Annotated in this window: 28 protein-coding genes and 1 pseudogene; 16 read left to right on the plus strand and 13 right to left on the minus strand. The window is 63.4% G+C overall.

Annotated features, from left to right (window positions below):
• Nucleotides 1-167: 167 nt before the first annotated feature.
• Nucleotides 168-338 carry a PIN domain-containing protein gene (locus GJ668_RS21300; protein ID WP_425482507.1) on the plus strand — a complete coding sequence of 57 codons (171 nt, stop codon included), beginning with the start codon at nt 168-170 and terminating at the stop codon, nt 336-338.
• 54 nt (nt 339-392) lie between these two features.
• On the opposite strand, the gene prfH is transcribed toward GJ668_RS21300, so the two are convergent.
• From prfH to GJ668_RS17375, 12 genes and pseudogenes are all read right to left on the minus strand, one after another.
• Nucleotides 393-914 (minus strand): peptide chain release factor H, encoded by a 522-nt coding sequence (gene prfH, locus GJ668_RS17320; RefSeq protein WP_155451382.1) that lies wholly within the window; start codon nt 912-914, stop codon nt 393-395.
• An 11-nt stretch (nt 915-925) separates the two neighbouring features.
• The gene (locus tag GJ668_RS20710) at nt 926-2347 is read right to left on the minus strand and encodes a hypothetical protein (protein WP_246194968.1); all 1422 of its coding nucleotides are present in this window, start codon (nt 2345-2347) and stop codon (nt 926-928) included.
• Between the two features lie 3 nt (nt 2348-2350).
• Nucleotides 2351-2635: a HigA family addiction module antitoxin gene (locus GJ668_RS17330; RefSeq protein ID WP_155451383.1), complete on the minus strand. Its 285-nt coding sequence runs from the start codon at nt 2633-2635 to the stop codon at nt 2351-2353.
• Between the two features lie 12 nt (nt 2636-2647).
• Nucleotides 2648-2926: a type II toxin-antitoxin system RelE/ParE family toxin gene (locus GJ668_RS17335; protein WP_155451384.1), complete on the minus strand. Its 279-nt coding sequence runs from the start codon at nt 2924-2926 to the stop codon at nt 2648-2650.
• Nucleotides 2923-3198, minus strand: coding sequence for a PIN domain-containing protein (locus tag GJ668_RS17340; RefSeq protein WP_186343176.1), 276 nt, complete (start codon nt 3196-3198; stop codon nt 2923-2925). The genes GJ668_RS17335 and GJ668_RS17340 overlap by 4 nt, the downstream gene beginning before the upstream one ends.
• Nucleotides 3195-3782 carry a hypothetical protein gene (locus GJ668_RS17345; RefSeq protein ID WP_155451385.1) on the minus strand — a complete coding sequence of 196 codons (588 nt, stop codon included), beginning with the start codon at nt 3780-3782 and terminating at the stop codon, nt 3195-3197. The genes GJ668_RS17340 and GJ668_RS17345 overlap by 4 nt, the downstream gene beginning before the upstream one ends.
• A 215-nt stretch (nt 3783-3997) precedes the next feature.
• A pseudogene (locus tag GJ668_RS21305) lies at nt 3998-4258 on the minus strand (integrase core domain-containing protein); the annotation flags it as partial.
• 280 nt (nt 4259-4538) lie between these two features.
• The gene (locus tag GJ668_RS17355; RefSeq protein ID WP_155451386.1) at nt 4539-5837 is read right to left on the minus strand and encodes a diguanylate cyclase; all 1299 of its coding nucleotides are present in this window, start codon (nt 5835-5837) and stop codon (nt 4539-4541) included.
• A gap of 67 nt (nt 5838-5904) precedes the next feature.
• Entirely contained in the window at nt 5905-6276 is a 372-nt protein-coding gene (locus tag GJ668_RS17360; protein WP_155451387.1) for a helix-turn-helix domain-containing protein, read from the minus strand.
• Nucleotides 6277-6298: 22 nt separating this feature from the next.
• Nucleotides 6299-6601, minus strand: coding sequence for a type II toxin-antitoxin system HigB family toxin (locus GJ668_RS17365; protein WP_155451388.1), 303 nt, complete (start codon nt 6599-6601; stop codon nt 6299-6301).
• Nucleotides 6602-6797: 196 nt separating this feature from the next.
• Nucleotides 6798-9029 (minus strand): AAA family ATPase, encoded by a 2232-nt coding sequence (locus tag GJ668_RS17370; RefSeq protein WP_155451389.1) that lies wholly within the window; start codon nt 9027-9029, stop codon nt 6798-6800.
• The gene (locus tag GJ668_RS17375; RefSeq protein WP_155451390.1) at nt 9026-9454 is read right to left on the minus strand and encodes a hypothetical protein; all 429 of its coding nucleotides are present in this window, start codon (nt 9452-9454) and stop codon (nt 9026-9028) included. Before GJ668_RS17375 ends, GJ668_RS17370 begins: the two co-directional genes overlap by 4 nt.
• A 270-nt stretch (nt 9455-9724) precedes the next feature.
• On the opposite strand from GJ668_RS17375, the gene GJ668_RS17380 reads away from it, so the two are divergent.
• Nucleotides 9725-10039, plus strand: coding sequence for a hypothetical protein (locus GJ668_RS17380; RefSeq protein ID WP_222930809.1), 315 nt, complete (start codon nt 9725-9727; stop codon nt 10037-10039).
• Here GJ668_RS17380 and GJ668_RS17385 read toward each other — a convergent pair.
• The gene (locus GJ668_RS17385; RefSeq protein ID WP_155451391.1) at nt 10036-10902 is read right to left on the minus strand and encodes a hypothetical protein; all 867 of its coding nucleotides are present in this window, start codon (nt 10900-10902) and stop codon (nt 10036-10038) included. The two genes, GJ668_RS17380 and GJ668_RS17385, sit on opposite strands and share 4 nt — an antisense overlap.
• Nucleotides 10903-11332: 430 nt before the next feature.
• On the opposite strand from GJ668_RS17385, the gene GJ668_RS17395 reads away from it, so the two are divergent.
• The 14 genes from GJ668_RS17395 to glmU all read left to right on the plus strand — a co-directional run bounded on the left by GJ668_RS17395 (nt 11333) and on the right by glmU (nt 23602).
• Nucleotides 11333-12334, plus strand: coding sequence for a helix-turn-helix transcriptional regulator (locus GJ668_RS17395; RefSeq protein ID WP_155451392.1), 1002 nt, complete (start codon nt 11333-11335; stop codon nt 12332-12334).
• 30 nt (nt 12335-12364) lie between these two features.
• The gene (gene rsmG / locus GJ668_RS17400; RefSeq protein ID WP_186343177.1) at nt 12365-13024 is read left to right on the plus strand and encodes a 16S rRNA (guanine(527)-N(7))-methyltransferase RsmG; all 660 of its coding nucleotides are present in this window, start codon (nt 12365-12367) and stop codon (nt 13022-13024) included.
• Between the two features lie 7 nt (nt 13025-13031).
• Nucleotides 13032-13826: a ParA family protein gene (locus GJ668_RS17405; RefSeq protein ID WP_155451393.1), complete on the plus strand. Its 795-nt coding sequence runs from the start codon at nt 13032-13034 to the stop codon at nt 13824-13826.
• Nucleotides 13827-13853: 27 nt separating this feature from the next.
• Nucleotides 13854-14819 carry a ParB/RepB/Spo0J family partition protein gene (locus GJ668_RS17410; RefSeq protein ID WP_155451394.1) on the plus strand — a complete coding sequence of 322 codons (966 nt, stop codon included), beginning with the start codon at nt 13854-13856 and terminating at the stop codon, nt 14817-14819.
• Between the two features lie 115 nt (nt 14820-14934).
• Nucleotides 14935-15312: an ATP synthase subunit I gene (locus GJ668_RS17415; protein ID WP_155451395.1), complete on the plus strand. Its 378-nt coding sequence runs from the start codon at nt 14935-14937 to the stop codon at nt 15310-15312.
• A 13-nt stretch (nt 15313-15325) separates the two neighbouring features.
• The gene (atpB, locus tag GJ668_RS17420; RefSeq protein WP_155451396.1) at nt 15326-16195 is read left to right on the plus strand and encodes a F0F1 ATP synthase subunit A; all 870 of its coding nucleotides are present in this window, start codon (nt 15326-15328) and stop codon (nt 16193-16195) included.
• 110 nt (nt 16196-16305) lie between these two features.
• Nucleotides 16306-16557: a F0F1 ATP synthase subunit C gene (atpE, locus tag GJ668_RS17425; protein WP_012969289.1), complete on the plus strand. Its 252-nt coding sequence runs from the start codon at nt 16306-16308 to the stop codon at nt 16555-16557.
• Between the two features lie 81 nt (nt 16558-16638).
• Nucleotides 16639-17109 (plus strand): F0F1 ATP synthase subunit B, encoded by a 471-nt coding sequence (locus tag GJ668_RS17430; protein ID WP_155451397.1) that lies wholly within the window; start codon nt 16639-16641, stop codon nt 17107-17109.
• A gap of 9 nt (nt 17110-17118) precedes the next feature.
• Nucleotides 17119-17658 carry a F0F1 ATP synthase subunit delta gene (locus tag GJ668_RS17435; protein WP_155451398.1) on the plus strand — a complete coding sequence of 180 codons (540 nt, stop codon included), beginning with the start codon at nt 17119-17121 and terminating at the stop codon, nt 17656-17658.
• Between the two features lie 13 nt (nt 17659-17671).
• Nucleotides 17672-19213 carry a F0F1 ATP synthase subunit alpha gene (gene atpA, locus GJ668_RS17440; protein WP_155451399.1) on the plus strand — a complete coding sequence of 514 codons (1542 nt, stop codon included), beginning with the start codon at nt 17672-17674 and terminating at the stop codon, nt 19211-19213.
• Between the two features lie 133 nt (nt 19214-19346).
• Complete coding sequence (gene atpG, locus GJ668_RS17445) at nt 19347-20210, plus strand: F0F1 ATP synthase subunit gamma (RefSeq protein WP_155451400.1); 864 nt, start codon at nt 19347-19349, stop codon at nt 20208-20210.
• A gap of 99 nt (nt 20211-20309) precedes the next feature.
• Complete coding sequence (gene atpD, locus GJ668_RS17450; RefSeq protein ID WP_155451401.1) at nt 20310-21692, plus strand: F0F1 ATP synthase subunit beta; 1383 nt, start codon at nt 20310-20312, stop codon at nt 21690-21692.
• A gap of 12 nt (nt 21693-21704) precedes the next feature.
• Nucleotides 21705-22130, plus strand: coding sequence for a F0F1 ATP synthase subunit epsilon (locus GJ668_RS17455; protein ID WP_155451402.1), 426 nt, complete (start codon nt 21705-21707; stop codon nt 22128-22130).
• A 92-nt stretch (nt 22131-22222) separates the two neighbouring features.
• Complete coding sequence (gene glmU / locus GJ668_RS17460) at nt 22223-23602, plus strand: bifunctional UDP-N-acetylglucosamine diphosphorylase/glucosamine-1-phosphate N-acetyltransferase GlmU (RefSeq protein ID WP_155451403.1); 1380 nt, start codon at nt 22223-22225, stop codon at nt 23600-23602.
• Nucleotides 23603-23652 lie beyond the last annotated feature (50 nt).

The following is a 23652-nucleotide window of genomic DNA, read 5'->3' on the forward strand; positions in this document are numbered from 1 at the left end:
GTGATATGACGATCTACATGTGGCCGAAATGGGCCGCACGGGCCATTGAATGGAGCGCGAAACACTCATGACGTAGCCACTGAAAACAAAATGTTTGTGAAAAAGGGCACTTTCAGTGTTAACGAATAGTAAACGGTATTTGATCAGCGTTTCCCAAGGTCCGGATCATCCCATTGACTCCTGGAATCGCGGCACTCTCGACCCGTCTTCACGGTGACTTTCACGGTGATCCGGCTGATCGCTTGATCGTTGCCAGTAGTCTGGTGATGAATGCTCCGCTGGTCACGCGAGATGAAAAGATCACCGACTGGGGATTCGTCACGGTGTGTTGGAATTGATGGATTTCGACAGATAGGGCAGTGCCAAGCGTTCAGGCCGCCGTGGCTCGATAGTCAGATATCCCGTGCCCAAGCGGCACCACGATAAACCCGAACCGCATTGCCGCGTTCGAGCTGGGTGTGCTGGCGCCAACGCTGGTCCTCGGCGGCGCGGGATTGCTGCTCGGCGTGTTCGGCCAGCAGCGCGGCGAGCCGTGCCAGTGCCAGTCGGCGGTTGAGGTGCTGCGAGCGTTCTTCCTGGGCGAGCACGCTCAACCCGGTCGGACGATGGATGATGCGCACCGCGCTCTCGGTGCGGTTGACATGCTGCCCGCCGGGACCGCTCGCACGCAGGGTCTCGATGTTCAGCTCGCGTTCGTTCCAGGTCGGCGTGTCCGGTTCGGTGAAGGCGGCGATGCTGACGAACCAGTTCCGGCGCTTGTGATGCGGTCGATAAGGACTGGCGCCGATCCACTGAACCGTGCCCAGCGCGTCGAGTAGCCGCGCGGCGATCAGGGCGCGGTTGGCCTCGCCCTCGATCCAGCTCGACGGTGAGGCAATGACGCGCGGGGTGATGATTGGTTCGGTTGTGGTCATGCGTGTTGTCCTCAGCGTCGGCGCAGACAGTAGGCTCCGCTCGGCGACCAGCCGGACGGACAGCTACTGCCGATCTTGGCGATGGCTGCACGCGCCTGGGAGCCGGCCAGACAATAGGCGCCGCTGGGCGTGTAGCCGCTCGGGCAGGTGCCGAGCTTGTCGATGGCCGGGCGCGCCTTCGAGCCTGGGACGCAATAGGCGCTGCTTGGGCGGTAGCCGCTGGGACAGGCGCCGTGTTTCAGGATCGGCGACGGGCTCAGGGCTGAGTCGGCCAGTGTGCTCAGCGGGAGCAGGATCAGCAGTGCGCAGAGGGTCGGTTGCGCGCTGATTGAACGACTTGACGTGTTGGTCATCAACCAGCGCCACGGAATCCACACCGCGATCCCAAGTCCGGCCAGCACCGAGAGCAGCCAGGTCGGAATCTGCATCAACAGGCGGGCGATCAGGCGGATCAGGTCGCCCTTGTAGGCAATCTTCGAGGCGCGCGCGGAGTATTTGACGAATCGGATTGCACCGACTTGGTCGAGCAGGTGCAGGCCCTGTCGGCCATAGGTCGCGGCCAATTTGATCGTGTCCTGGCCCAGTTCTTCGGCGCGGTGCGCGGTCTTCAGAACCGTCTCGCCGCCGATCCGGTACAGGGTCGCGCTGTGCCGGCCGAAGGTCTCGGCGAAGCCGGCCATCCGCTTGAGCGAGGCGGCATCCTGGGTCTGGCTCAGGAGCGTCAGGCCGCCGGGCGTCTTGGCCAGGGTGTAGGTGTCGCCGAACAGACCGGCGACCGAGTCGAGCTTGCGCGTGTCCTTGACGACCTTGGCTTCCTTGATCAGCGTCTTGCCCAGCCAGGGCGGGAGTTTGCCGAGTTTGCGCGCGGCCTTGAGCACGACGGTGCCGCCCTTGACGGCGGTCGCGGCGGCCACGCTGGGGGCAGCGGCTCCGGCGGTGCCGACGGTTGCCGCTGCGCCGGCGACTTGGGCGGCGCTGGCCAAGACGCCGATGGCGGCCAGGGCGGCGATCACCGCGTCGGTTTCCTCGCCCTGAGCCCAGTTGAGGCCCTGCTTGGCGAGATCGCGCAGATCGCCGATGACGAAGAAGTCGGTGGCGACGCCGGCGGCCTGACCGATGGTCTCGTCGCTGGTGCCGGAGAGCAGTCCTTCGCGCAGTTTGTTGGCCTGATAGCCGAGGCTGTCACGCACCGCTTCGATTTCGCGTTGGAGGGCTTGGGCGTCCGGGTTGGTCTGGACGTAGGGATAGTCCATGAAGAAGGCCAGATAGTTCGCTGCCTCGGCATAGCGCTCCTGCGCGACCAGTTCGCGGGTCTCGGGAAGCGGGTCGATACGGGTCAGGGCGAGGGCGGCGAGTTGGGAGCGTTGCCAGAGGACGCCGATGGCGATGGCAGCGATGACGAGGAGGCTGAGTTTGGCGATGCGTTTGGTCATGGCTTAGGCCGCCAGCCGCTGTATGCCCAAGGCCGCTTTTTTGCTCTCCAGTTGCCACAGGTCATAGGCGGCCTGATGAGCCAGCCAGCTCTCGGCGCTCTTGCCGAATGCCAGCTCCAGGCGCACGGCCATCTCGGGACTCAATCCGGTTTGGCCGTTGACAAGTTCGGACAGTGCCTTGCGCGAGACCTTGAGCGCGTCGGCGGTGTCCTTGATGGTCAGGCCGAGCGGTTTGAGCCACAGTTCTCGCAGCAGTTCTCCAGGATGGGGCGGTTGGTGCATGGGCATGGGCGGGTTCGCTCAGTGATAATCCAGGTAATCGACGATGTGCGCGTCGCCGTCCTCGAAGCGGAAGATGACGCGCCAGTTGGCTTGGATCGTGACGGCCCAAAAACCGGCGCGGTCGCCTTTGAGCGGATGCAGACGCAAGCCCGGCGCATCGATGTCATCGATCCGTCGCGCCTGATCGAGCAGCGCTAAGGCGAGCCGCAGCCGCTTGGCGTGGCGGGCTTGAATGCCAGCTTGACTCCCGGTCAGAAAGAACCGCTCCGGCCCTTTGTGCGCGAACGACTTGATCATGGGTTGAGTGTAACCCGTTGGGTGTCGGGCGGCCACTTGACCATGCACGTCAGTGCCTGAGCTTGAGAGCGATCTACCGCAGCCAGCCACGCCTCGAACGACATCCCAAGATCGATGCGTCCGTGTCGATGCAGCCAAGGCATCTCGAAACAGGAGATCGCCGAGACGGCCATCTCGTCGGCCTCCTCGATCAAAGCAATCTGCGCACTGGTGAGTTTTCCGGCGATCTGATTGGTCCACCAATGCCAGATGTGCGTGTCCAAAACGATCAAGGGTCAATGCGCCAGTCGGAAGCAGGTGCGCTGTTCATGACATCGCCCAATTCGCGTACTTTTCCGGCCAATGCAGCGGGTGGCGAGCGGCGCCGCCAATCTGTCGTTGGCGCTGACAATGGCGGTTTTGGCTCCATGTCGAGCGGCCAAAAGATGACCTCAATTTTATGATGATGCAGCTCTTCTGGCACGGGGATGAGAGCCGGAGTGTCGTGTAAATTATTCGGCTGGGGTTCATCGGTGTCTCCGCGAAAACATTCAAAAAATCTGTCGTCAACGGGCGTGACGAGCGGAAAAGCCTTGACATGGTTTTTGTCTGACATTGCGTCGAAGCTGAGGAGGCGGGCGCCCCAGACGTCCTGTGCAGGAGTGCCATACAGACACACCCATTGATCCGCCGTGCGCTGATTGACCCAGTCGAGCAGCGGCTCGAAGACATGCGCCTCCCACAGCGCGGCACGCGAGGGGTAGTCGGCACCGCCCTGGCACCACTCGCACCGATAGCGACCATCGGCTGTGCGCACTTCGGACAGGTCAAAGTCGCCGATGATGTCCCAGAAAACGCCTTTTTCATCATGAATCATGAGTTCGGCCGGTCCCCACGAACGCCGCTGGTGGACTTGAAAGGTCAACTGCGGCGCCAACCCTTGGAAACGGAGTGTAAAGCCATGCTTGCGGGATTCTGCGATCCAGGGCGGATAGCGGAATCGTCTGGCGTGCGTGTGGATCCAGGCGTCATATGTGCGACGGACGAAGTTCTTGGGCATGCAGCAATGGACTCTGGCTGGGTGGATTGATGAATGTCAAGTCCCCGGAGATTGTAGACGCGTTTTTTGAAGCGTTCAGGGCGTTTCTCGTGCCAGTCCTTGAGCGCCTGAATCGGGGCGATGTGGCCGAGGGCTTTCTGCGGAATGTGTTGATTATAGACTTGAACATAGCGCTTGATGGTCTGGGCCAAAGACTCGGCGGAGTCGAAGCGGGTGGTGGTTAAGACCTCTGAAATCCGCCCGTTGAAGCGCTCGATCATCCCATTGGTCTGTGGGGTCCGTGGCTGGATGAGATCGCGCGGATTGGAGTCTGACATGGTCCGTCCTCAGTGGGTTGAGCCTGAAACAGCACGCCTGAACCGTGCAGGACACCAGCACCACCCAGGATTACAAGGGTTGGACCTGCCGTGCCTGGTGCCGTCAGCCGGATCGGTTCAGGAGCATCAGCCACCAGTAAAGCACACCCTAATGTCAGACTATGTCGCACTCAATTTTCAGCGCCGACCATTTGCGCCGCCCTGCGCGGCTCAAACCTGGAGAGAAGGGAACGCGGAGGAGCGCCGGCGCGGGCGCTCAAGCCGGATCGACGCAAACGCGATTGCGCCCGGCATGCTTGGCCCGATACAGAGCCGCGTCGACGCGATCGAGCACCTGTTTAGCCAGCTCATCGAGCGCACCATCCGACTGTCCCGTCTCACTCGCCACGCCCAGACTGGCCGTCAGGTAAAGCACATCGCCTTCCCGTTTCAGGCGCACCTCGCTCGGCCTGTCCGAGCCGAGCTGGGCGTTGTGCTCGATGGCCTCCGGCGTCAGCGTCAGGGGTGTTCGCTCCAGCGTGCCGCGCAGGCGCTCAGCGATCACGACAGCGTCTGCGCCGCTCGTGTTGGGAAGTAGAACCAGGAACTCCTCGCCGCCATAGCGCACCGCCAGATCCATCGCACGACAGGTCCGGCCCAGGCATTGGGCGACATGCTTCAGCGCCCGATCACCGAAGTCGTGCCCAAAACCGTCGTTGACCTGTTTGAAGTGATCGAGATCCAGCAGCACCAGCGACAGCGGCTGATGGGTGCGCCGGGTCTCGGCCAGACGCCGCTGCAGGACGCGCTCGCATTCGTGACGGTTGACCAGACCGGTCAGCCGGTCGAACAGCAGCCCCTGTAATTCGCGTTTGAGCGACTCCGGTTGCAGGATCCGCACCTGGGCGTTGAACCCGAGCAGCCACCAGCGCAGCCCAAGCGTATCCGGCACCTCGGCCCGCAGGCGAAACCAGCCGTCGGCAGGCGCATCGATCTGCTGGGTGCCGCGCGGCGGGCGCTCACGAATGGCTTCATAGAGCGCGGACTGGAATTCGACGTCCAGTGCGATCACGGCTCCGTGCGCGGCGGTCGCCGGAACCGGTGAGCGGTCGAGAAATGCCGCCCGTTGTTCCGGGGTGAGCGGCGGGCGTGCGGGTGCATCGAGGGGCGTCACCGCCTGCACCCGATGCACGGCCAGCCAGCGCGGGTTGCCAAAATTCCAGAAGGTACAGGCCAGATACTGCACGCCATTGCGTTGGGTCCAGCCGAAGGGATGCAGCCGCGCCCGCTGGGTCGCGCCCTGCTTGCGATAGTCGACCTCGACCTGACGGCCCTCGAACAGCGCCTGGCGCAGGGCATCGGCCAGGGCGGAATCGGCGGGCGGATCTTCGAGGATCTCCTCCCAGTGTTGCTGGAGCCGGGTGTTCTCCAGCCAGGCCGAGGCGGCGGGGTCCGTGGCCAGGACGTCTTCAGCCATGGAGAAGTCAGCGGCCAGTTCCTGTTTGATCGCGGGGGGCAGCACATCGCTCAGCCAGCGTTTGGCCAAGCTCAACACGAGCGCGTGGGCGGGCGTCATCGGCGGTTCCTGTCCTGGAGTCGGAGAAGGGGGTGCACGCGCTGTCCGCGCGTGTGGACTGGAGCGACTAAACCTCCGGACGGCTCGACGGCCGGATCAGGCTTTCCGCCGGAATCCCGAGATCGCGATGCAGTCGCCAGATCATTTTGAGCGTCAGTGGGCGCTTGCGGTTGAGCACTTCGTAGACACGATTGGAGCGTCCGATCATCGGTTCCAGATCCTTGGCCGCCAGTCCCTTCTGTTCCATGTGAAAGCGGATCGCTTCCACGGCATCGGGCAAATCGAGCGGAAAATGACGCTGCTCATAGGCTTCGACCAGCGTCACCAGCACATCGAGACGCTCGCCTTCGGGCGTATCGAACTCAGCCGTCATCAGACACTCGATCTCTCGCAGGGCGGCTTGATAGTCGGACTCGGTCTTGATGGGTTGGATGTCCATGATGACCTCGGATCTCGGGCATTCAGATGGTTTGGGCGTCGATCGCATCGTACTGCGCATGAGTGCCGATGAAGCGGATATAGACGACCCGATAGGGATAGTTGATCCAGACGATCAGCCGGTATTTGTTGCCGCCGAGATTGAAGACGACACGACCGTCCTTGAGGATGCTGGCGTTGCGAAAATCGGCCTTGACATTGGCCGACGCGGCCCAATCCGCCCGACAGGTCAGGCGATACCAGGCCAGAGCCGGTTCCTTGACCTCCTGGAAAGCCGGCGTTGCCTCCCAGAAAGATTTCAGCGTGGACAGGGCGATGATACGCATGAGTGCTACGCTAGTCCCTTATTGGGACTCGTGCAAGCCTGGATTCATCGTTCGCGGTGTTTGGTACTGACGCCTGGCCGCGCCTATGAGCGGCCAGTCAGAGTGTTGTTCGCAACTGAGCGGTTAGGGTTCGCGTCCCGTGAGAGGCGTTGCAAACCATCCGTGGTTTGCGTGTTTCAATGCCACAGATCCGAACTCAGGCCATCCGCGCCTCCTCACCCTTGAGCCGCCACTCGGCCATGAGGCGCTTGAGGAATTGCTCGGGCGTGAGCGTCTCGCCGAGCAGGGCTTGCTGACGGCAGACGGTCGCGAAGTCCCCCGGCGTCAGTCCTGGCAGGGTTTCCAGATGGCGCACATAAGCCGGCGGGACCGGCGCCTGTTCATCGCCCAGCGCCTCGCGGGCGAAGAGCGCGATCCGTTGCGGTCCGGTCAGCGCCCGGAAGTGCAGCTTGAAGTCGAAGCGCCGCAGGGCCGCGCCGTCGAGTCCGGCCATCAGGTTGGTGGCGGCGACGAAGATGCCCGGAAAGCGCTCCATCTGCTGCAACAGCTCATTGACCTGGGTGCGCTCCCAACTGCGCTGGGCCTGACGCCGGTCGGCCAGGAAGCTGTCGACCTCGTCGAGCAGGAGCACCGTATGCCGGGGATCGATCTCGCGAAACAGTCGCGCCAGGTTGTGCTCGGTCTCGCCGATATAGGGCGAGAGCAGATCGGAGGCCTGACGGGCGACCAGTTCGCGGTCGAGCGCTTCGGCCAGCACCTCGGCGAAGGCGGTCTTGCCGGTGCCGGGCGGACCATAGAAGCAGAGTCGTCCATGCCCCTGACGCTCCAGCGCCCGCACCAGCGCGCTCGGATTGAGGCTACCGCCCAGGTTGAGATAGGCGACATCGAAGCGCGTGGCCGCCGTGCGCCGACGGGGTGCGGGCGCGCCATGCAGCAGTTGCCGCAGCGCCGCGATCCCGGCGCGTACCGTCGGCTCAGGGGCCGACTCCGGTTGCAGATCCAGCAGCCGCCGCGCCGCCCCGAGTTGCGCCGGGGCCAGTGCCGTATCCGCCGCCAGCTCGTCGAGCAGATCCGGACTCAGCCCCAGATCCCCCAGATGGCGCTCGGCCATCTGTCGGCGCACCGAGCGCGGCGGCAGGGTGAAGGCCAGCGGCAGCAGGAAGCGGCGCAGAAAGGCCGCATCCATCCCCGAAGTGCGGTTGCTGATCCAGATCGCCGGGACCGGGTTCTCTTCCAGGATGCGGTTCATCCAGCCCTTCTGATGCCCTGTGACCGACTCGCCGCGCAGCAGCGACAACAGGCTGTCGCCCGCCTCGAAGGCATCCTCGACCTCATCGAAGATCAGCACCGCATCGCGTCGGCGCGCCAACAGCCGCTGAGCGACCAGATAGGCCGACAGCCGTCCCTCGCGGTCGAGTCCATCCTCGTCCTCGTCGCTGCTACGCACCTGATAGGCGCGCAGACCGGCGGCGGAGGCCAGCGCGCGCGCCAGTTCGGTCTTGCCGGTGCCGGGCGGGCCGTAGAACAGCGCATTGACGCCCGCTGTGCCCGTGGCTGCCGCTTGGGTCAGCACGGTGCGCGTGCGCTCGGCGGCCTCAGCCAGATGCGGGAAGTCCGTCACCCGCCACTGACCGGGCGGCGCCGGTTCGATCAGCAGAGCGAGCAGCGCCTCGACATCGGTGGGCGCGGCCTCCAGCACCTCGCGCAACAGCGGGCTGGGCGAGAGGAAGTCTTCCAGGTCGGTCGAATGGCGCTCGCGTTCGAGCAGTCCCAAGGCACGCAACGGGGCGCGGCGGGCCAGGGTGTGGCGGATCAGGTTCAGCTCCAGACCCAGCAGCCGGGCCAGGCGCTCCAGATTGAGCCGCAATCCATGACGTCGCGAACGCCCGAGCAGGCTGCGCAGGGGTTCGGACTGCTCGCGCATCTCCAGGAAATCGAGCACGCGCAGACTCGCGGCCTCCAGTTCCAGCGCCTCCCCGAGCAGGAGCAGCGTCGGCGACAGGGCCGGCTCGGTGTCGAGTTCGGCGAGGCGTTGATACACCCAGCTCGGCAGGGTTTTGAAGAACTGCTTCAGCGCCTCCCGCCCATCCACTTTGCGGGTCGGATCGATGTCAAATGTATAGTCCGTATACTCGGCGTCGCTGAGCGCATCCTCTAGCGCGTGCTGCCAGTCCGGCTCTGGTGCCTCGTTCCGTTTTGAGTCGGCTACCTGCATCGCCAGCCAGCGTGCGGCCGCTTCGGGTTCGAGCAGCGGGCGGATCAGTTGCCAGAGGGCGGAGAGGTTATCAGGCTCGGCCAGATGCTCGGTCAGATGCGGCTCGACGCGCAGCCAGTTCAGCGCCAGATGCGCCAACCGGCGCTCGGTGGCGGGCACGGCGCTGAAATCACGGCGCCACAGGGTGCGATGGGGTCGGGTGGTCGGGTTCATTGTTGCTCCTGCCAGGGTTGAAACCGGCGGCTGTCGTAATGAAAGCTGATCAGCTCGCCGCGTCCGGGATCTGAGTCCCAGATCAGGCCGAGCACTAGGTCGAGCGGCTCACGGAAATAGGCGCTGCCCGCTTCGCTCTCGCCATCGAGAATCGGCGTGTCGAGAACCTCGATTACCACGGCGGGTTGGCCGTAGTGCGGGTGGCGCCTGTTCTTGAGCCCCGGCTTCCAGGTCACGAGATCGCCGGGGGCGAAGCGATGCGCCGTAGTCAGGAGCCGGTAGCGCTCGCGCAGCACGGCACCGAGATCGCCGTTGAGATCCTCCAGGGGTTCGTCATCGTCGAGCAGGGAGCGCGGGTCGTCTTCGTTCAGTCCGATGCGCGCGAGCAGTTCGCGCGAGGAGAGAGGGTTGGGACGCTGTTTCATCGCGGAAACCTCCGGGGATACGTGTGGAGATGGAAAACACAGATGCGTGTCCGCCCCGTCCGTGGGGTGGGCGCGCGGTATGAATCCGGATTGTTAAAGAGCGTGGAGCGGGTGACGCGCGAGCACGGCCGCGGGCGACCGGGCCGCGTTCAGTGATTGAACCCGGTTTGTCCGGTTTTCGGGCAAGGCGGTCGGCTGAATCGGCTCGGGTCTTGAGCCTTCAGTAAATCACAGACAGACGTCAGACCCTGTCGTAAAGGAGTCGCTCTAATGGCCAACTATGCCCTCAGACTGCCCGAATCCTTGTTCGCCTACGCCCGTCAGGTGGCCGAAGAAGAAGGGGTTTCGATGAACCAGTTTTTTGTCACTGCGATTGCCGAGAAGGTCTCGGCACGCAAGACCGAAGCGTATTTCCGCGAACGTCAGGCGCGCGGTGACCTAGCCTCGCGGCCAGTCCCGATGTTCCGACCGAGGCGGGGGATCGGCTCGACGAGGCGCTTTAGGCGTTATGAAACTGAGCAGGCAGCCTCGCCAAATTGGCGCGAGAAGCCCCCGGCTTTAGCCGTGAGGTACATGACGTCCTAATCGGAATCGTTCCACTCGCGCAAAAACGCCCGCTCCTGCACCAGCGCCTCCGCCAACACCGCTCGGGCCTTCTTGCGCTCGAAATACTGATGGGCCAGCGCCACGACCTCGGCCCACATGACCTTGGCCTCGGGGTAGCGCATCAAACGCGCCGTCGCGGCCATGTCGAGCTTGACCTGGAAATAGGACGACGGATTCCGGATCGTTTCCATCAGCCCTTGCTTGATGTCAACCGTGTGCAGACCGTCTTCGTAGCCGTTGGTCACATCGAAGCAATAGGTTTGCGACGCTCCGGACGCCGAGACGACCGCGATCCGGTCGTAATACCGACCGTTTCTGCACAGGCAGTCCTCTATCCGCACCGTCCAGTCTTTCCAGTGTTGACGATGCTTGAGCGGATGCAGGCGACTCAGATACTCGTACTCCTCACACAGACTGCTCCAGATCGTATCGGCCCGGATGACCACCGCCGTCTCAAAGCACGCATCTTCATCACCCAGGCTCCGACTGCCCGGCTCAGCGTCCTCCTCCAGAATCGCCCTGATGTCGTCGGACATCGACACCTCTCGACCATAGAAATCCGTGATATCAAAGAAATACGACAACTCCCGCCCGTCGCTCAGCACGATGTTCACCTGATCGTAAGACCGTCCGTTCTCGTCCCTGTGCAACAGCCGCTGCGACGTCGGCGTCCAGCCTTCATGCATCCGGCCATGCCGCGCCCGGATCGCCTCGTACTCCATCCCGACCCCGATCCAGGAGTCTTCCGCCCGGATCACGATTGCGGTAGCGAGACTGAGACCATCGCGGCGACTGTCGTCGATGTCCTGCCGGATGAGATCGCGCGGATTGGAGTCTGACATGGTCCGTCCTCAGTGGATTGAGCCTGAAACAGCACGCCTGAACCGCGAAGGACAACAGGACTACCCAGGATTCCAGGGGTGGCCCCGCCGTGTCTGGTGCCGTCGGACGAATCGGTTCAGGAGCATCAGCCACCAGTAAAGCACACCCCAACGTCAGACCCTGTCGCATACGACCTGTCAGCGCCAACCACTCGCGCCGCCCTGAGCGGCTAAGGCTCCGGACGACTCGACGGACAGATCGAGCGGAAAATGGCGCTGCTCATAGGCTTCGACCAGCGTCACCAGTACATCGAGACGCTCGCCTGCGGGGGATCGTTGATCCAGACAATCACACGGGACGCAACACGAAGGTGCTTGCCGGATCGATCCAGGATCGTTAGCCTTGAGTAAATTACATTCAGACGTCAAACGCTGTCGCACGCGAGGCACCATGAGCGCTGCCCATCTCAGCCGCATCGAGCGGCTCAAAAAACTCGTGGCCTGCCTGCCGGTTGAGGGCCGCGCCGAGCGCTGTCCGGACGTTGGCCGCCTGCTCGACCGGATCGGCGACATCTATGAAGGTGCAAGCGAATCGGCCACCCGGCGCGCCCTACAGCGCGATCTAAAGGAATTGGTGCGTGATGGTCGGATCGCGATCGTCAAGCCGAACAGCAAGCCGCTGCGCTATCGACGCCTGATGGACGACCCTGACGACGATCCGTCGGTTTGGGACTGGCTGTGGAAACAGGTGCTCGCTCAGGCGGGTGCTACCCTGTCACGGCGTCAGCTGGATCGGATCTGGCGTCATCTGCTCACCACCTCCGATGGTCCACGGCTCGATGAGTCGCGTCTGCGCATCCTGCCCGATACCCTGCGTCTGCAACCGGTGGAACTCTATGCTGGCGTGCTGCGCGCGGTGATCCAGGCGCTGATCCAGCAGCGCGTGCTGCGGGTGCGCTATCTCAAACCCACGGGCGATCGTCGTGAATCCGACCTGCACCCACAGGCCCTGGTGCAGCGCGGTCCGATCCCGTATCTATTTGCGCTCAAGGACGACGAAGTAGAACCCGTGCGCCTCTATGCCCTGCATCGCATGACGCACGCCGAACTTTTACCGGAGGTCGAGGCGCGCGCCGCCGAGGGCTTCGACCTGGACACCGCCATCGCCGACGGTCGGGCTGACTTCGGCGCGGGACAGAGGATCGAACTGGAACTGCGCGTCCGTGGCTACCTAGCGCGCATCCTTCCCGACTGTCCGTTGGAACCGAATCAGCGTTGGGAGGATGAACCGGACGATTCGGATTTTGAGATCCGCGTTTGGGCCAGTGTCCCCTCGACCGGACAGTTGCTGCGTTGGCTGCTGGGGGCGGGCGATAATCTGGAAGTGATGGCCCCGCCGGATCTGCGCCGCGTCGTCGCGGCCCAGACACGCAAGGCGGCGGCCCTGTATTGACAATGACGTGAACGATGCGACGGAGCTTCCGTGAAGCAGGCTGTACATTCTCCAGGCTCAACCAACTGGTCGGCTATCGAAGAGCGGCTGTCCCAAGGCTGTGAAGCACTCGGATTGACGCCGACGCCCGAGCAACAGGCGCATCTCGTTGCCTTCCTCGGCCTGCTCGCGCGCTGGAACCAGGCCTACAATCTAACCGCCGTGCGCGATCCGCTGGAGATGGTCGCCAAGCATCTGCTCGACAGTCTGGCGATCGCGCCTTTTCTGTTCGGCGAGACGGTGCTCGATGTCGGCACCGGCGCCGGTCTGCCAGGATTACCGCTGGCCATCCTCGCGCCTGAACGCCGCTTCTGGTTGCTCGACAGCAACAATAAGAAAGTACGCTTCGTGCGTCAGGCGGTGCTCGAACTGGGCCTGACCAACGTCGAGCCGGTGCAGTCGCGCATCGAAACGTACCGACCGGGACGAAAATTCAGTACCATAGTCAGCCGCGCAGTGGCCGCCGAATCTGTGTTGCCCGTACTGACCGCCGATTTCTGCGATCGACCGGGCCAGCTGCTGCTCATGAAAGGACGCGCGGACGAGGCATCTGACGACATAGCTTGGGCGGCGCTAGCCCCCAGCGTCCATCGTCTGACGATCCCCTTTCTCGATGCGCCACGTCATCTGATCGAACTCCGGAGTGATTGAGTCGACCATGGTCAACATCATCGCGATCGCCAACCAGAAGGGCGGGGTCGGCAAGACCACCACCGCGGTCAATCTGGCCGCTGCGCTGGCGTTTATGCGCCGCCGCGTGCTCCTGATCGATCTCGATCCGCAGGGCAACGCGACCATGGGCTGCGGGGTCGACAAGCATCAGGTCGAGCATACGACCTGCGATCTGCTCCTGACCGACGTCCCCATCGCCGACTGTCTCCAGCGTGTCACCGAGCCTGCACCTGGGTTCGATCTGCTGCCGTCCAACGCCGATCTGACCGCCGCCGAAATCGGCCTGCTCGACTCACCCGACCGCGAGCAACGTCTGGGCCGGGTGCTGGCCACGGCCGCTGGCGCTTATGAGCTGATCATCATCGACTGCCCGCCCTCGCTCAACATGCTCACGCTCAACGCCCTGGTCGCGGCGCACGGTGTGCTGATCCCGATCCAGTGCGAGTATTACGCGCTCGAAGGGTTGTCCTCGCTGCTCGACACCATCGAGCAGGTGCGCGAGAGCCGCAACCAGGGTCTGCGCATCGAAGGCATCCTGCGCACCATGCACGATCCGCGCAATAATCTGGCCAATCAGGTCTCGACTCAGCTCGTCACGCATTTCAAGGATCAGGTCTACCGCACCATCATCCCGCGCAACGTCCGCGTGGCCGAAGCGCCCAGCCACGGTCAGTCGGCACTGGTCTATGACCCGCAATCGCGCGGCGCGCTCGCCTATCTGGCGCTTGCCAGCGAAGTGCTGCGCCGTCACGAAAAACGCCGCCAGGCCGAAGCGGCCTGATCCCGGTCTAATCGATCCCTAATACGCATGGACACGAGCGAACAGAAGAGCACGCCGCGCAAGAAGGGACTCGGACGCGGACTCGACGCCCTGCTGGGCGCCGCACGCACGCCGGCACCGCGACTCGACTCAGCTACTCCGACTGACGACGCCACAGCGGCGACGACCCCTGGAGCTAGTGCACATTCAGTCGAAACGATCCGCCGTCTGCCGCTGGAACACATCCAGCGCGGCCGCTATCAGCCGCGACGTGAGTTCGACCCCGAGGCCCTGCACGAGCTGGCCGATTCCATCCGCGCCCAGGGCGTGATCCAGCCGATCGTGGTACGTCCGCTCGCTGAGCCGGGCGTGAACGGGGCGCGCTACGAGATCATCGCCGGCGAACGGCGCTGGCGCGCTTCGCAACAGGCTGGACTGGACGAGATCCCGGTCGTTGTGCGCGACGTCGACGAGCGCACCGCACTGGCCATCGCCCTGATCGAGAACATCCAGCGCGCCGATCTCAATCCGCTGGAAGAGGCCGGTGCGCTCGGGCGGCTGGTGTCCGAGTTCGAGCTGACCCATCAGGAAGTCGCCGAGGCCGTCGGTAAGTCACGCGCCACGGTGAGCAATCTGCTGCGTCTTTTGGAACTGAACGCGGACGTCAAGGAACTGGTCAGCCAGTCGCGGCTGGAGATGGGGCATGCACGGGCCTTACTCGGACTCAAGGGCGACGTCCAGAGTCAGACAGCGCGTCAGGTCGTGGCGGCTGGTCTGTCCGTGCGCGAGACCGAGCGTCTGGTGCGCCGGCTCCAGCAGGCCGATGAGCCAACGGATGCAGCCGCGACGTCGACGCCCGCCGAAGACCCCGATATCCGCCGGCTCCAGAACGATCTGATCGATCGCCTCGGCGCCCAGGTAAAGATCCAGCATGGGCAGCGCGGTGCGGGCAAACTGGTGATCGCGTACAACACCCTGGACGAGTTGGACGGCATCCTGGCGCGCATTCAATGACAGGCTGATTCCCCGTTCTTGCACGAATAGCGTTCACAGGCGTTGACCCTCTATTCACGAATAATTATAATTGTGGGCTTGTGAGTGCCGAACCCACTCCACTCACGTCGATTCAATGCAACAGCCGAACGCGCTTCAAGCCCGACAGATCCTGAAAATTCAGTCGATCTTCGGCTTGATCCTGACAATCATCGCCCTGCCGTTCGGCAGTCCAGTTGCGATTTCAGTCCTGATCGGGGCCGGAACTTGCTGGCTGGCTAACGCCTTACTGGTGGTCTGGGTCTTTCGCGCCTATCGCGCCCAGTCACCGGAGAGGTTAGTTTTGCGTTTTTACAGCGCCGAAGTCGCGAAAATTGCTGTGATTCTCGTGCTCTTCGGGACTGCATTCGCGGTCTATGACGAATTGAATATACCGGCCTTGCTTGGCGCCTATTTTCTGGTCCAGGTGATTCCAACCCTGATTGCCGCTCAAACGGGCAGCCGAACCCAGTAGCGAGAGATGATCGATGGCTTCTTCTGAAACCCTGACCTCCCAAGAATACATCCAGCACCATCTCACCAACCTGACGCTCGGTTGGCATCCGGAGCATGGGCTGGGCTTCGCGCATAACAGTGCCGAAGCGGCTGAGATGGGCTTCTGGGCCATCAATGTCGACACGATGTTTTTCTCGATCCTGCTCGGATCGCTGTTTCTCTGGTTTTTCAAAGGTGTCGCCGAACGTATCACGGCCGGCGTACCCAATGGCGCGCAGAACTTCGTCGAATGGATCGTCGACTTCGTCGAAGAGAACGTGCGCGGCTCCTTCAGTCACAAGAACGACATGGTCGCCCCCCTGGCCCTGACCATTTTCGCCTGGGTGTTCCTGATGAACCTCATGGACCTGGTGCCGGTCGATTTGATCCCGCATCTGTTCGCCCAGCTGCTCGCCATCTTCGGCGCCGATCCGCATCACGTCTATCTGAAGGTCGTGCCGACCACCGACCCGAACGCTACCTTCGGCATGGCGCTGACGGTCTTCCTGCTGGTGCTTTACTACAGCATCAAGATGAAGGGTGTCGGTGGCTTCCTTGGTGAGCTGACTCTGCAACCCTTCGGCAAGTGGGGCCTGCCGGCGAACCTGATCCTGGAAGGCATCAGCCTGCTGTCCAAGCCGGTCTCGCTCGCTCTGCGACTCTTCGGCAACATGTACGCCGGCGAGATGATCTTCATCCTGATTGCGCTGCTCTATGGTGGCGGGATGCTGCTGGATGGAACCGCTGGTGTGTTGCAATTCGTCTGGGCGGTGTTCCATATCCTGATCATCACGCTGCAAGCCTTCATTTTCATGGTGCTGACCATCGTCTATCTGGATATGGCGCATCAGGAACATCACTGATCGCAAAACCGGGCGTCGCGGCTGAAGCCGTGCGACGCCCGGCGACTGTTTTGCCGTAAACCAACCGTTCGTCTTTTCATTCACTGTTCATTCAACCCCTGGGGGATCTCATGGAGCTCGAAGTCGCACAAGCATTCGCAATGGCCATCAAGTTCATCGGCGCGGGCCTCATGCTCGGTCTGGGCGCGGTCGGCGCCGGCGTGGGCATCGGCGTCCTGGGCGGTCGCTTCCTGGAAGGCGCCGCACGTCAGCCGGAACTGATCCCGATGCTGCGCACCCAGTTCTTCATTGTCATGGGTCTGGTCGACGCCCTGCCGGTCATCGCGATCGCCATGGGTCTGTACCTGATGTTCGCTGCCTAAACATGCATCCGGCTCCGGCCGGGTCGAGGACACTCGCCTGTCACCCTGACTAGGTCCGAGGCAAAGGCACGAGGCAACGCTATGAACATCAATCTGACCCTGTTCGCCCAGATGATCACCTTCGCGGTGTTCGTCGGGTTCTGCATGAAGTATATCTGGCCGCCGATCGTGAAGGCGTTGGCGGAGCGCAAGGCCAAGATCGCCGAGGGTCTCGCCGCCGCGGAGCGTGGTCACCAGGAGAAGGCGCTCGGCGAGCAGCGCGCACTGGAGCTGATGAAGGAGGCCAAGACCAACGCGGCCGAGATCGTCAACCAGGCGCAGAAGCGCGCACTCGACATCGTCGAGGAGGCCAAGACCGACGCGCGCACCGAGGGCGAGCGACTGGTCGCCGCCGCGCAGGCGGAGATCGAGCGCGAGACCAATCGTGCACGCGAAGAGCTGCGCGAGAAGGTCGCCACGCTGGCCATCGCCGCCGCCGAGAAGATCCTCCAGAAAGAGATCGACGTCGCGGCCCATCGCTCGCTCGTCGACGATTTCGCCAAGCAGCTCTAAGGGAACACCATGGCCGGAGAACTCACCACCATCGCGCGCCCTTATGCCGAGGCCGCCTTCGAGCACGCTAAAGAGACCGGGCAAATCGACGCCTGGTCCGAGGCGCTGACCTTGTTGGCAACTGTCGCCTCGGATCCGCAGATGGCCGCGCAAATCGGCAATCCGACCGTGCCGCATGAGCGGGTCTGCGACATGCTGCTTGAGGTCTGTGGCAGCGCGCTTGCGACGGGTCCGGCCAATCTGGTGCGTCTGCTCGCGGACAACGCGCGTCTCGTGGCCATCCCCGAGATCGCGCGCCTCTTCGAGGAGCGTCGCGTCGCCGATCAAGGCGTGCGTCACGTCCTGGTGCGCAGCGCGTTCGCGGTCGAGGACGATCAGCGTGCGGCACTCGCCGACTCGCTCGCGAAGCGTCTGGGTGCGCAGGTCGATCTGACCTTCGAGATCGACGACACCCTGCTCGGCGGGATCGAAGTCCGCGCCGACGACCTCGTCATCGACGACTCCGTGCGCGGCAAGCTCAAGCAACTGGCCCACGCTTTGCAATTCTGAACTGGACACCGCCATGCAACTGAATCCATCCGAGATCAGCGATCTCATCAAGCAGAAGATCGAGAAATTCGAGCTTCAGACCGAGGCCCGCACCGAGGGCACCGTGGTCAGTGTGACTGACGGCATCGTGCGCATCCACGGGCTGTCCGACGCTCAGTATTATGAGATGCTCGAATTCCCGGGAAACACCTACGGATTGGCGCTGAACCTGGAGCGTGACTCGGTGGGCGCGGTCGTTCTGGGCGATTACACCCATCTGTCCGAGGGCGACTGGGTCCGTTGCACAGGACGCGTCCTGGAAGTGCCCGTCGGTCCAGGTCTGCTCGGTCGCGTTGTCGATGCCCTGGGTAACCCGCTCGACGGCAAGGGTCCGATCGAAGCGGCCGGCACCTCGCCGATCGAAAAGGTCGCGCCAGGCGTCATCGAGCGTAAGTCGGTCGATCAGCCGGTGCAGACTGGCCTCAAGGCCATCGACGCCATGGTTCCGGTCGGTCGCGGTCAGCGTGAGCTGATCATCGGCGACCGCCAGACCGGTAAGACGGCGGTGGCCATCGACGCGATCATCAACCAGAAAGACACCGGCGTTAAGTGTATCTACGTCGCCGTCGGCCAGAAGAACTCCTCGATTGCCGCCATCGTGCGCAAGCTCGAAGAGCACGGCGCCATGGATCACACCATCATCGTCGCCGCGCCCGCCGCTGATTCGGCCGCCATGCAGTTCCTGGCGCCCTACGCCGGCTGCACCATGGGCGAGTACTTCCGCGACAAGGGCGAAGACGCGCTCATCGTCTATGACGACCTGACCAAGCAGGCCTGGGCCTATCGCCAGGTGTCGCTGCTGCTGCGCCGTCCGCCGGGCCGCGAAGCCTATCCGGGTGACGTCTTCTATCTGCACTCGCGTCTGCTGGAGCGCGCCGCGCGCGTCAACGCTGACTATGTCGAGAAGATGACCGACGGCGCGGTCAAGGGCCAGACCGGCTCGCTGACCGCTCTGCCGATCATCGAGACCCAGGCCGGCGACGTATCCGCCTTCGTTCCGACCAACGTGATCTCGATCACCGACGGTCAGATCTTCCTGGAGACCGACCTCTTCAACGCAGGTATCCGTCCGGCCATCAACGCCGGTCTGTCGGTATCGCGTGTCGGTGGTGCGGCTCAGACCAAGATCATCAAGAAGCTCGGCGGCGGTATCCGTCTGGCGCTCGCCCAGTATCGTGAGCTGGCGGCCTTCTCGCAGTTCGCCTCCGACCTGGATGAAGCGACCCGCAAGCAGCTCCAGCGCGGCGAGCGTGTCACGGAACTCATGAAGCAGTTCCAGTACTCGCCGATGAGCGTCGGTCAGATGGCCATCTCGCTGTTTGCCGCCAACGAAGGCTACCTCGACGACGTCGACGTCAAGAAGGTCGTCGACTTCGAGCGTGCGCTCCAGAGCTATATGAAGTCCGCCCGCGCGGATCTGCTGGCCAAGATTGACTCGACCGGTGATTTCAACGACGACATCGCCCAGGCCATGCACACCGCGATCAAGGACTTCAAGGCCAACAACACCTGGTAAACAGCCGCCAGCGACCAGCCGTCCAGCCCTTCGGGGCCGGTCGGCTGGCGCGGTGCGTTTTGACAAGTATCGAACCTCCGCCGCCCTGGCCGCACGCGCTGGTGGCTGGTAGCTGGAGGCTGGGAGCTAAAGAATGGCAGGCGCCAAAGAAATCCGCACCAAGATCGCGAGCATCAAGAGCACGCAGAAGATCACCAAGGCCATGCAGATGGTCGCGGCCTCCAAAATGCGCAAGGCCCAGGACCGCATGGCCGCCTCCCGTCCCTACGCGGAGAAGATGCTCCAGGTCATCAGTCATCTGGCCAACGCCACGCCCGAGTATCGACACTCGTTCATGGCGATGGAGCGTCCGCGCAAGCGCGTTGGTTATATCGTCGTTTCGTCCGATCGCGGGCTGTGCGGCGGTCTCAACAGCAACCTGTTCCGTCGGCTGATCGCCGAGATCAAGGAGCAGCGTGCGGCTGGGGTCGAGCCGGTATTCTGCACCATCGGCACCAAGGCGCTCGGCTTCTTCAAGCGCTTCGGCGGCGAGGTCAAGGCGCAGGCAACCCATCTGGGCGACAAGCCGCACGTCGAGGATCTGGTCGGCACGGTCAAGGTCATGCTCGATGCCTTCGAGACCGGCGAAATCGACGCCATCTATGTGGTCGGCAACGAGTTCGTCAACACCATGACCCAGCGTCCGGTGATTCGCCAACTGGTGCCGCTCGTCCCAGGCGAACGCGACGCCATGCCCTATCACTGGGATTACATCTATGAGCCGGACGCCAAGACGGTCCTGGATGCCCTGCTGACGCGCTACATCGAGTCGCTCGTCTATCAGTCGGTGGTCGAGAACAGCGCCTGCGAGCAGGCCGCGCGCATGGTCGCGATGAAGGCCGCCTCGGACAACGCCGGCAACCTGATCGGCGAGTTGCAGCTCGTCTACAACAAGGCGCGTCAGGCCGCCATCACCCAGGAGATCTCCGAGATCGTCAGCGGCGCCGCCGCCGTCTAAACGACAGGCTGGCCGCGCGCTCGATACGGTTCGCTCCGGGCGGGGCACAGGATCCAAACAGAATCGCTTAGTGGCCGCAAGGCAGAAGAGGAAAAGACTATGAGTTCCGGTAACGTGGTGGAAATCATCGGCGCGGTCGTGGACGTGCAGTTCCCGCGCGGCGAGATGCCCAAGGTGTATGACGCGCTCAAGATCGAGTCGACCGGTCTGACGCTGGAAGTCCAGCAGCAGCTCGGCGACGGCGTGGTGCGCACCATCGCCATGGGTTCGACCGACGGTCTGCAGCGTGGTGTCGACGTGACCGCCACGGGCGCACCGATCCAGGTGCCGGTCGGCCAGGCGACCCTGGGCCGCATCATGGACGTGCTGGGCAACCCCATCGACGAGCAGGGCGATGTCCAGAGCGAAGCGCGCTGGTCGATCCACCGTCAGGCACCCAAGCTGGAAGAGCAGGCCGCGTCCACCGAGATCCTGGAGACCGGCATCAAGGTCATCGACCTGATCATGCCGATCGCCAAGGGCGGTAAGGTCGGTCTGTTCGGCGGCGCCGGCGTCGGCAAGACCGTGACGCTGATGGAGCTGATCCGTAACATCGCCGTCGAGCACTCGGGCTTCTCGGTGTTCGCCGGTGTCGGCGAGCGTACTCGTGAAGGTAACGACTTCTATCACGAGATGAAGGAAGGCGGCGTTCTCGACAAGGTGGCCCTGGTCTACGGCCAGATGAACGAGCCGCCGGGCAACCGTCTGCGCGTGGCCCTGACCGGTCTGACCATGGCCGAGTACTTCCGCGACGAAGGCCGTGACGTGCTGATGTTCATCGACAACATCTACCGTTACACCCTGGCCGGTACCGAGGTGTCGGCGCTGCTAGGCCGCATGCCCTCCGCCGTGGGTTATCAGCCGACCCTGGCCTCTGAGATGGGCGCGCTGCAGGAGCGCATCACCTCGACCCGCACCGGCTCGATCACCTCGTTCCAGGCCGTTTACGTGCCCGCCGACGACTTGACCGACCCCTCGCCGGCCACCACCTTCGCGCACTTGGACGCCACCCTGGTGCTGTCGCGTCAGATCGCCGAGCTGGGCATCTACCCCGCCGTGGATCCGCTCGACTCCACCAGCCGTATCCTCGACCCCAACGTCGTCGGTGCCGAGCATTACGAGACCGCGCGCGCCGTGCAGGGCACGCTCCAGCGCTACAAGGAGCTCAAGGACATCATCGCGATCCTGGGCATGGATGAGCTGTCGGAAGAAGACAAGCTCACCGTCAACCGGGCGCGTAAGATCCAGCGCTTCCTGTCGCAGCCGTTCTTCGTCGCCGAAGTCTTCACCGGTGCGCCCGGTAAGTTCGTGTCGGTCAAGGACACCATCAAGGACTTCAAGGCCATCGTCAACGGCGAGTACGATCACCTGCCCGAGCAGGCGTTCTACATGGTCGGCGGCATCGAGGAAGCGGTCGAGAAGGCCAAGAAGATGGCCAACTAAGGGGGATCTCCCATGGCAATGACAGTCCACGTCGATATCGTCAGTGCCGAAGGCGCCATCCACTCGGGTCAGGCGGCCATGGTCTATGCCACGGCCGAAATGGGTGAAGTCGGTATCGCGCCACGGCACACCGCCTTCATCAGCCGTCTGCGTCCGGGTGACGTGCGGGTGGAGAACGAGCACGGTGAGCAGGAGCATTTCTATGTCTCCGGCGGCATGCTCGAAGTCCAGCCGCACAAGGTGACGGTGCTGGCCGATACCGCCATCCGCGCACGCGATCTCGATGAGGCCGCGGCGCTGGAAGCCAAGCGTCGCGCCGAGGATGCGCTCTCCGGTCAGAAGGCTGAGTTCGAGTATGCCAAGGCCCAGGCCGAGCTGGCCGAGGCCGTGGCGCAACTGCGGGCGATCGAGAAGCTGCGCAAGATGAAGCGTGGCTGATCGGTTCAGCGGGTTGCACCGCCGTTATTCGGTCTGAACAGACGCCCCCGATCAGTAATGACGGGGGCGTTTTCTTTTATGGAGTCTAAGCGATGAAAACAGGTGTCGTGATCCTGGCGGCAGGGCAGGGTAAGCGGATGCGCTCGCGTCGGCCCAAGGTGTTGCATCCACTCGCGGGACGTCCGCTGCTGGCGCATGTGCTGGCGGCGGCGCGGGCGCTCGATCCGGCACGCATCGTCGTGGTCCACGGGCATGGCGGCGAGCAGGTGCGCGCGACACTGGCCGACGAGGACTGTGTGTGGGTCGAGCAGGCCGAGCAGCGCGGGACGGGGCATGCCGTCATCCAGGCCATGCCGACGCTGACCGACATGGATCGCGTGCTGGTGCTCTATGGCGATGTGCCGCTGATCACGCCGGAGACTCTGGAGCGATTGGTCGCGCTGGCCAGTGCAACCCCCTTGGCCGTGCTCACCGCTGAGTTGGATGATCCAAGCGGCTATGGTCGCATTCTGCGCGATGCTGAGGGCCAGGTGGTCCGCATCGTCGAGGATAAAGACGCCACGCCCGACGAGCGCGCGATTCGCGAGATCAATACCGGCTTCCTGGTCGCCGATCACGCACGGCTGGAGTCCTGGCTCGACCGGATCGACGATGACAACGCCCAGGGCGAATACTATCTGACCGATGTCATCGCACTGGCGGCAAGCGAGGGTGTGTCGATCGCTACCACGCAACCGTCAGCGCTCCACGAGGTCGCCGGGGTGAATGATCGCGTCCAGTTGGCCGAGCTGGAGCGGATCCATCAGCGCCAGCAGGCCGAGTCGCTGATGCGCGCCGGTGTCACGCTCGCCGATCCAATGCGCTTCGATCTGCGTGGACGGCTCGACGCCGAGCCGGATGTCTTCATCGACGTCAATGTCATCATCGAGGGTGAGGTGCGTCTGGCCTCGGGCGTCTGCGTCGGTCCCAACTGCGTGCTCAAGGACTGCGTCATCGGCCCGGATACCCAGATCCAGGCCAACTGTGTCATCGAATCAGCCGAGGTCGGCGCGAACGCGCGTATTGGTCCCTTTGCCCGGCTGCGCCCCGAGGCACGGCTGGCCGACGACACCCACGTCGGCAACTTCGTCGAGATCAAGAAGACGCAGGTCGGACGCGGCAGCAAGGTCAATCATCTGACTTATCTGGGGGATGCTGAGGTTGGAGCCGGGGTCAATGTCGGCGCCGGCACCATCACCTGCAACTATGACGGCGTGAACAAGTTCAAGACCCGGATCGGCGATGGCGCCTTCATCGGCTCCAACACCGCACTCGTGGCACCAGTCGAGGTCGGGGCAGGCGCTACCATCGGTGCCGGCTCGGTCGTCACATGCGATGCGCCCGCCGAACAGCTCACGCTTTCGCGTGCGCGTCAGGTCAGTCTCTCCGGCTGGAAGCGACCAATTAAACCACGTCCAGTCAGAGATGCGTAATTTTTGTGATACGCTGTCCACATGAACTGAGTCGCCGTTGGCTCGCCCTC

Source organism: Allochromatium palmeri (genome assembly GCF_009720725.1).
Classification (GTDB): Bacteria; Pseudomonadota; Gammaproteobacteria; order Chromatiales; family Chromatiaceae; genus Thermochromatium; species Thermochromatium palmeri.